Here is a 7,635-nt window from a genome sequence, read left to right on the forward strand (position 1 = left end):
GCAGCCCATTGCGGACACACATTCTGGCCGGCCTTGAAAGTCCCGGCAACCACATTCAAACCAGCGAAACGCCAATCAGCACAAGGCCTCACAAGCCGAAACAGACACACATTTTGGCCTATAACCCTGGAATTGGTATGCGTTAAATAATTAAATAAATATTTATTTAATTATTTAACGCATACCAATTCTGCACGCCCCCTTCAGGCAACTCACCGCGTGACGACAGTCGACTACGAGAAGCGTCGTCCATACTCGGTAGTCATCGTCTCCGCCTTGAACGATCCATAGCATCTTCATATGCGATGGACCTTGTGGCGTATGGAAACGCATGGTTTCATGAACGCAATGGTGGAGAGGGTCCGCCGCCGCGCCGCCATCGCGTAAGGCGGCGGCACATCGCACTTCAAAGCAAAAGGAGGTCATGATGGTGTTCACAACGTTGGATTTCGCCGAGCGTTATCTGCTGAAGACCGAGGTTGGGACCTCCGGTGCCATGCCCGAGTCCCGCCATGACGACAATGATCGGCCTGCATCGGATGGGCCAATGGCCTCGCACCATCACTACGCCGATCTGCACTAGGAACAGACAAGGCCATGGCTTCCGGCTCTCGGCGGAACGCGACGGGAGGCGATGCCGATAGAGCCGGTCGTCTCCTATTCGATGCCTTCGCAGGTCATATTGCCCCCCCCGGAGAAGGATCGCCCACATGGCGGTTCTCCGATGACGATCTATAGGCAGTGAATCCGCCGATATCCGATCAAGGTGATGACTGCAGAAGGCGGCATCATGCAAATTTAATTATTTAATTAATTATTTAAATACTTAATTAAATAATATAATGGACAAACACCGGTACATGGACGAGGGCGACCGTCGTTTGCAAACGGCGGCCGCTCACGGTCTCACTTATTGCCGATGTATTGTTCGAGGGCGGCCTCGATGACTTCCTGCATCTTCATGCCATGCTCGGCCGCATACACCTTGGCTGCGATGCGGGTCCTGGCATGCAGCCGGATGGAGGTCATGACCAACGGGTTCACGTCGTCCGCAGCATCGGTATCCTTGCGGAACACGTCGTTGATCTCGTTGATCTCGCGTTCGGCTGCGGCCGGACGGTACGCCTTCACATTGCCCTTCACTTATCGGACCTCCTTGATGAGTTCGGTGAGCACGTCACCGTATTCGTAGAGCTTGGTGGGGTTCCATCCAAGCGACTTCTTGATCTCCTGACGCTTTCGAACCACGGATTCGAAGCGCGGGGTGTTATTGCCTTCCAGGGCCGCCATCGTGTCCTTGAACGCGTTGGTGCCGGTCTCGGCGCGTACGAGGAGGGCTGCGGCCGGCACCTTGCCGTCGACAGCCTGCAGGGTGGCCCACGCCTGCTGCAGATCGAGAGGGGAATCGGATGTCGGAACGATGACGAAGTCGGCGATTTCGATCGCCTTCTCGAGCACACGGCCGGACGGAGGAGCATCGACGAAGCACCACTTGCCGGTTCCGGGACGCAGACGGTTGAGCGTGGAAAGATTCGCCGGCATTACGTCGAACGGCAGCGGATCGTGATTGTCCTCGGCAAGGTCGGCCCATAGGCTGGCCGAAGACTGCGGATCGGCGTCGAGCACACACGCGTCGAGACCGCGCATGGCCGCCGCGGCCGCGAGATAGACGGCCGTGGTGGTCTTCGCCACCCCGCCTTTGGCGTTCGCGATGGTGATCTTCATGTTCACCCATTCCATAAATAATTAATTATTGTTTTAACGAACACAATGATACAGCAGACGCGCGCATCTGCACTCCATGCATGCTCGCCTCTCTCTTGCAACCAACTCAGCCTTCCGGAAGTAACGATGGCATGCGACTGTGATCGGTGAAGCTCATATCGAGCAACTCTCGCCAGGACCGTCATCGAGATGCCCTCGAAATGCGTCATCTATTCGTCTCATCGGAAATGCAACATCGTCATATCCTCGAGGGTATCCGCATTCGGCGAAGCATTGCCCGACGATAGGCAATCCTTTCCCGCAGTCGTGTGAGAGCCGCAGCCATGAGCCGATAAATGATCGACGGTGGTCTTCATTCGCTGACCGTGATCGCATTCGATTGCTCGTCCGCCGGCGTCGTCGGATCTCGGAACGGTTGTCCCTCTCTGCCGGCCGACGGGAAAAGAGCCGACCCTCGCGTCGCCGTTGCGCTACGCACCGCCGAACTTGTCGATAAGGCCATGAAGCCCCTGGAAACGTATGCCGAACGACGACAGCGGTTCCATGTTCAGTTCACCATCCACGATTTCTCCGACGTCCGATGATTCGGAGTCACATAGGCCGACGTGCCAATGGATCAGCGAACGGTCACTCGTCGAGTTCCCGTTTCAGCCAGGTGCGCTCGGCTTCGATCTCCGCGTCGTGGATCGCGGAGATGGCGATACGGTACTTGTCGGTGAGCCTGTCGTTGTTGATCGGCCCCTCGCCGTCGCTATACATGCGGCGCACATCGGAGTCGATCAGTGCGAGCCTGCGCCGCAGCACGGTGCGCCGACTGTGCTCGTCCGGAATGACGGACAGGAACGACATGACGACCGACCATTTGGTGATATCGGTGATCATGTAGCCATTGGCGTCTTTCAGCTCCGCGATCAGGCGTTCGCGCCCCGACGGTTCCAGATGGAACTCCCGTAGGCGTCGGCCGTTGACTACCTTGAAGCTCTCGCCGATGTATCCGGACTTGACGAACTTGCCGGTCACCGAATGGAGCGTGCCGTCGCTGAACGTCCGGGCGTAGCCGTTGAGCTGCTCCATCTTCTTACGCAGCCGGTAGCCGCACAGCGGCTCCTCGGACAGGAATCCCAAAGTCATGATCTCCACGATGTTCATGCCAGACATGATATCTCAAACTGATATATTTCAGAGCAACACACCGATGTGATCACCGCCATACAGGATCACAAGCCCTGCGATTCCAACGTTTTCAGCTCGTTGTATATTGATTCGATATATATCAACTTGAAATATCTCTGAAAGAGAGATATGGTGATGGTCAACGCGAACACGCGAAACCACACAGCACGAACACCGCGACAAGGGGAACCATCATGAGCAGCATCACCATCTTCGGCGCCGGCAACATCGGATCCGCCGTGGCGGGCATCGCCGTCAAGTCCGGAGCGTACGTCCAAGTCATCGATCGCAATGCCGACAAGGCCGCCGCAGCAGCAGACGGCGCGACCGGCGCCAAGTTCGGCGAGGCCTCCGTCTCCGGCGATATCGTCGTCCTCGCCCTGCCGTTCTCGGCCTACGAGGAGGTCCTCGTCTCCTACGCCGACCAGATCGCCGGCAAGACCGTGGTCGACGTGTCCAACCCGATCGACTTCACCACCTTCGACCTCGCCCTGCCCGAGGGCGCCAGGTCCGCCGCCGAGTACCTCGCCGGCAAGTTGCCGCAGTCCAAGGTCGTCAAGGCGTTCAACACGACGTTCGCCTCCACCCTGGCGACCGGCGTCAACGACGGCGCCCCGACCGTCGTCCAGCTGGCCTCCGACGACGAGGACGCCAAGAACGACGTCAAGGCGTTCATCGAGGCAGCCGGACTCAGAACCGTGGACGCTGGCGCCCTCAAGCGCGCCCGGTACCTCGAGGGCTACGGCGCGCTGCAGATCATCCTCGGCGTGACCGAGCAGACCCCGTGGACCGGCGGTTTCAAAGTCGTCAGGTAACCGCACCGGATGTTCAAAGCCATCCGACGTTTACGGACCGGCCTCTGCGCTATGTGACCGCCGCACGGAGGTCGGTCGTGCGTGTTGACCCATCGTGCAGTCGGCTTTTTGAGGTTCTGTTAATTATTTAAATAATTAAATATTTAATTATTTAAATAATAATGTGTCGTCCTAGCCACCCGGACTGTACGATTATGGGCATGGCGAACAAGCGAAAGGCGACCGAGGAGAGCGCCGGTCCCGGACGATCACTGATCAGACCGCAGACCCTTGCGGACATCGAGCGGCGCGAGCCGGACAGCAAGGAGATCTGGTACGGCCACTCGATCCTCACGTCGACCCTGTTCCCGCCTACGCAGCCCTCGACGGACACCGATTTCGTCAGCAAGACCAACGGCACTCTCGAATACGTGCTCGAGGCCGGCATCGATCCCGAGGAGCGTAAACGCAAATTCCCCTACGGCAAATACCCGCGACTGATCATGGCGTGGATCGCCAAGCAGATCCGCACCGCCGGCAAGACGCAGACCGAGTACGTCGACCCGAAGACGCGCACGGTCACGATCCCCTCGATCTGGCAGATGTGCAACGAGCTCGGACTACAGCGTGGCGGCAGGACCGCCGACAAGATTCAGGAGCAGCTGCGGCTTCTGCTCTCCAGTCACATCACGATCCGCAAGACCACCGGCTTCTCGGGCGGCAAGATGCACGACATGATCAGTCTGCCCATCGTCGAGGCGGTCCGTTTCAAGGAGAGCGACACCAACGCCGCGTTCTCCGGCAGTGCGTTCGTGCTCACCAAGGAGGTCTACGAACGTCTGGCCCGGGAATCGGCTCCTTTCGACACGCGCGCCAGCTCGTTGCTGCTGTCCGGCAGGAGCGTATTGCCCTACGACGTCTACGTATGGCTGACGGGCAGCATGCGCAACCTCAAGCACGACCTGCCCGTGACGTGGGACTGGTTGTACGAGCGATTCGGGGACAGCATCAGCAGCAAGCAGAACTTTCGTGCAAAGTTCCGCAAGGCGTTGTCGAAGGTGCGTGCGGTCTACCCGTCCGTCCATGTGACCGTCGATGAGAAGGGCGTGACACTGCACCCCAGTCCGACCGCCATCGCCGCACGCCATCTGATCGATGGCGAATACGTGGATGAGAGCGGCGGTCGGACGACCGCGGACCAATACGATAGTCCATCCGAAAACGGCGGAAAATAGCCGATTCGATCCCTCAACAGCAAGCCCATAACCGTCGTGAATCCATCTCCGAGTGGCACTGCGGCGAATGGTGTGGACCATCGTATTGAGAAGGAGGTTCCCGTACCGATGCCGCTTATGGCGTTTTCGTTGGAATACCAACGAAAACACTCCTGCGACGAGACCCTTCCGGATTCCTGATACGACCGTCATGACCCTGATCCCAAGGGATGCAGGGACTAATACAAAAGTCCACCTCTTTCCTGCCCGACGTGCGTCTCCGGTGCGGACGACGGTGCCGAAAACGGCCGATTTCCGGTCTTTTCGGCGGTGGTTGGATGCGTATGCCCCTCATGGTGATGGACTATCGTACAGACCCAGCCGTCCATGGCAGAATGACTCAAAACCGTTGATTTTCGCCGATAATGAGCCACATCCCGTCGCCGGCGGCCGGGATCCAGGACCATTATGATGGTCCACCCGAACGTCCGACGACCACCGATACGCACTTTCGGTCAGGCCGTCATCAGCCCGACGATGCGCGAGGCATCCGACCAGCAGGCGACGCACATCGCGACGGTACACAGCAGCGTCATCACCTGCTGCGCAATCATCGCCTTGCCGTAGCCGGATGGCGAATCGGCATGACGCAGCAGCATGGACACGATCAGCGCGCCAACTGGCGCCACAATCCACATCGCGAGCACGGGGATCCCCGTCCCGGTGATAACGAGCCCGAGGTCACCGAATTGAATGGCCATCAGGATCACGACAGCCGCGACATACAGCATGACATTGCGTTTCTCCGCATCGACACCGATGCGGGACACCTGGGTGACAATCCCTCTGCCCCTATCGATCTGCAGCGTACGCATCCCCTCGATGCCCCACGCCGCCACGGCATCGACGCCGGCGACGCCCCAGGCCACGGGAGTCCAGGAGTTCACCGCGCCGAACCACACTCCCGATGCGAGACCATGCGTGAACCACACCCCGAGGGCGTACAGCAGGAACGGAGTCCATCCGATGCCGGTAAGCCGCGTCACACGACGTACGCCCGGAAAGCGACGAGGCAACCACACAACTAGCGATTCCGTCAGAACGATCGTGCAGAAGCCCAACAACCCCAGCAACAGCGACCGCCCCGATGAGGCACCGTGGACGCACACGTTGTCGAACGCCCCCAGGTTTCCGTTCGACAACGAGCCGCCATGCAGCGCGACGCATTCGAACCGCGCATTCGCCGCGGTGACGGACGCGCACGCGATCCCCATGGCGGCCGACGAGCAAGCCAATACGATACGGGCCATCCATGCACGAACGCCGTATCCGAATCCATCTGACCTCATCGTCGTCTCCATGTCATCATTATCGCGCATCGAACACCATCGCCATCGCTGGACGATGCCCCGCGGCCACGGCGATCGTCGATGGAGCGAGCGACCAACCACTGAGAAACGATGGACTATCGTATTGGTCCGCAGGTGCCGACACATCATCACGGAACGGCGAACCAGCCCCCGCATCCCCTTCCACGACACGCCCGGAGGATACCAAAAATCTCATTTTTTTGTCCATATACTGATTTTAAGTGTTTCGAAAAGGTGTCTCAAAACCTGTGGATAACTCTCGAAAATGATGGACCATCGTATTGATTTTTAGTGGACTATCGTATTGATCTCAAGTTTTCGCAAAATGGCATAGTGGACTATCGTATTGAAAATAGTGGACTATCGTATTGAAAATAGTGGACTATCGTATTGAAAATAGTGGACTATCGTATTGAAAATAGTGGACTATCGTATTGGTCGACACGCACTCAGCCTTACTGCCGCAACGGTTTTCGGCCCCGCTTATAGTGTTATAGTTATCATAGTGTTATAGTTTTTATAGCGATTTGCGAAAATCGAAGTTATCCACATTCGCAACGGATTCGCCAATCGCCTTCCGCACGCAGCTTCTGCGCTTTCGCGTCATCATCGCTGCTTCACGACTTCTCATCGTCGATGTGCTTCTCTTTTCCGTCCTTGACGTTTTCTCTTCCCCTATTGCCTCGACGCCCTGAACCGACTTCGCTTTCTTGTTGCACGACCTCCCATAGCCGAACTCTCGTCCAGGCATCGACGCCCTCATCGATCCCGTATGCCGATCGCTCGAACCAAATGCACCGGGATGCTGTGGAAGAGTCCTGCCCATCGAACATGCGACATGAATCTCACAATCGTTGCTGGTCCTCCGCGCAACGTCGCCATTCGTTGTCTTCCGTTCAATTCGCAATTGCGAATTGATGTCCGCGAACGGACTTCGACCCATAACCGTCACCTCGATCGCCGCATCGCTTAAGAGAACGATTCATCATCTGTTCATGATTCGGTGTTCCGGATTTCGGGTGGATGGTCTTTTCGCTTCATCCGACTGCGTTAGCCTGTAAATATACAGCGATTAGGGCTGTTTACGACACGCCGTGGAAACCGCGCCATTAAGCCGTTTCCACAGGTTTTTGCGCTCTTTATTTGCATTGGGGCTCATCCGGGTGTAAATTGTTCTCTTGCTGCTCAGCACGGGGGTTGGTCCCCTGGATTAAGCCTTTCGGGCTGGTGCTTGGTGGTTTGAGAACTCAAGAGTGTGTTTGTACTACTTCTTTATAGTCAATGATTGCCAGTCCGGCCCAAGCCTTCTGCTGTGTGTGGTGGGTTCCCTTGCGGGTTGAATTTGGGTCGGGGTTTTGT

Annotated in this window: 8 protein-coding genes; 4 read left to right on the plus strand and 4 right to left on the minus strand. The window is 57.4% G+C overall.

The window, feature by feature from the left end:
- Positions 1 to 424 precede the first annotated feature (424 nt).
- Entirely contained in the window at positions 425 to 583 is a 159-nt protein-coding gene (locus JS528_RS11255; RefSeq protein ID WP_214359129.1) for a hypothetical protein, read from the plus strand.
- A 323-nt stretch (positions 584 to 906) separates the two neighbouring features.
- On the opposite strand, the gene JS528_RS11260 is transcribed toward JS528_RS11255, so the two are convergent.
- The gene (locus JS528_RS11260) at positions 907 to 1,143 is read right to left on the minus strand and encodes a hypothetical protein (RefSeq protein ID WP_214359130.1); all 237 of its coding nucleotides are present in this window, start codon (positions 1,141 to 1,143) and stop codon (positions 907 to 909) included.
- The gene (locus JS528_RS11265; RefSeq protein ID WP_214359131.1) at positions 1,144 to 1,725 is read right to left on the minus strand and encodes a ParA family protein; all 582 of its coding nucleotides are present in this window, start codon (positions 1,723 to 1,725) and stop codon (positions 1,144 to 1,146) included. It lies immediately after the preceding gene.
- Positions 1,726 to 2,060: 335 nt separating this feature from the next.
- Between JS528_RS11265 and JS528_RS11270 the strand changes: the two genes are divergently transcribed.
- Positions 2,061 to 2,309: a hypothetical protein gene (locus tag JS528_RS11270; protein WP_214359132.1), complete on the plus strand. Its 249-nt coding sequence runs from the start codon at positions 2,061 to 2,063 to the stop codon at positions 2,307 to 2,309.
- Between the two features lie 43 nt (positions 2,310 to 2,352).
- Here JS528_RS11270 and JS528_RS11275 read toward each other — a convergent pair whose 3' ends face one another.
- Positions 2,353 to 2,874 carry a PadR family transcriptional regulator gene (locus tag JS528_RS11275; RefSeq protein ID WP_214359133.1) on the minus strand — a complete coding sequence of 174 codons (522 nt, stop codon included), beginning with the start codon at positions 2,872 to 2,874 and terminating at the stop codon, positions 2,353 to 2,355.
- Positions 2,875 to 3,089: 215 nt separating this feature from the next.
- Here JS528_RS11275 and JS528_RS11280 point away from each other — a divergent pair, with 215 nt between their 5' ends.
- Together JS528_RS11280 and JS528_RS11285 are read left to right on the plus strand one after the other, a co-directional pair.
- Positions 3,090 to 3,713: an NAD(P)-binding domain-containing protein gene (locus tag JS528_RS11280; RefSeq protein WP_338069787.1), complete on the plus strand. Its 624-nt coding sequence runs from the start codon at positions 3,090 to 3,092 to the stop codon at positions 3,711 to 3,713.
- A 200-nt stretch (positions 3,714 to 3,913) separates the two neighbouring features.
- Positions 3,914 to 4,927, plus strand: a complete 1,014-nt coding sequence (locus JS528_RS11285; RefSeq protein ID WP_240541476.1) for a replication protein RepA — start codon at positions 3,914 to 3,916, stop codon at positions 4,925 to 4,927.
- A 494-nt stretch (positions 4,928 to 5,421) separates the two neighbouring features.
- Here the strand turns inward: JS528_RS11285 and JS528_RS11290 are convergent, their stop codons facing one another.
- Complete coding sequence (locus JS528_RS11290) at positions 5,422 to 6,285, minus strand: hypothetical protein (protein WP_214359136.1); 864 nt, start codon at positions 6,283 to 6,285, stop codon at positions 5,422 to 5,424.
- Between the last annotated feature and the right edge of the window lie 1,350 nt (positions 6,286 to 7,635).

Origin of the sequence: Bifidobacterium santillanense, assembly GCF_018555385.1 — a bacterium.
GTDB lineage: Bacteria > Actinomycetota > Actinomycetes > Actinomycetales > Bifidobacteriaceae > Bifidobacterium > Bifidobacterium santillanense.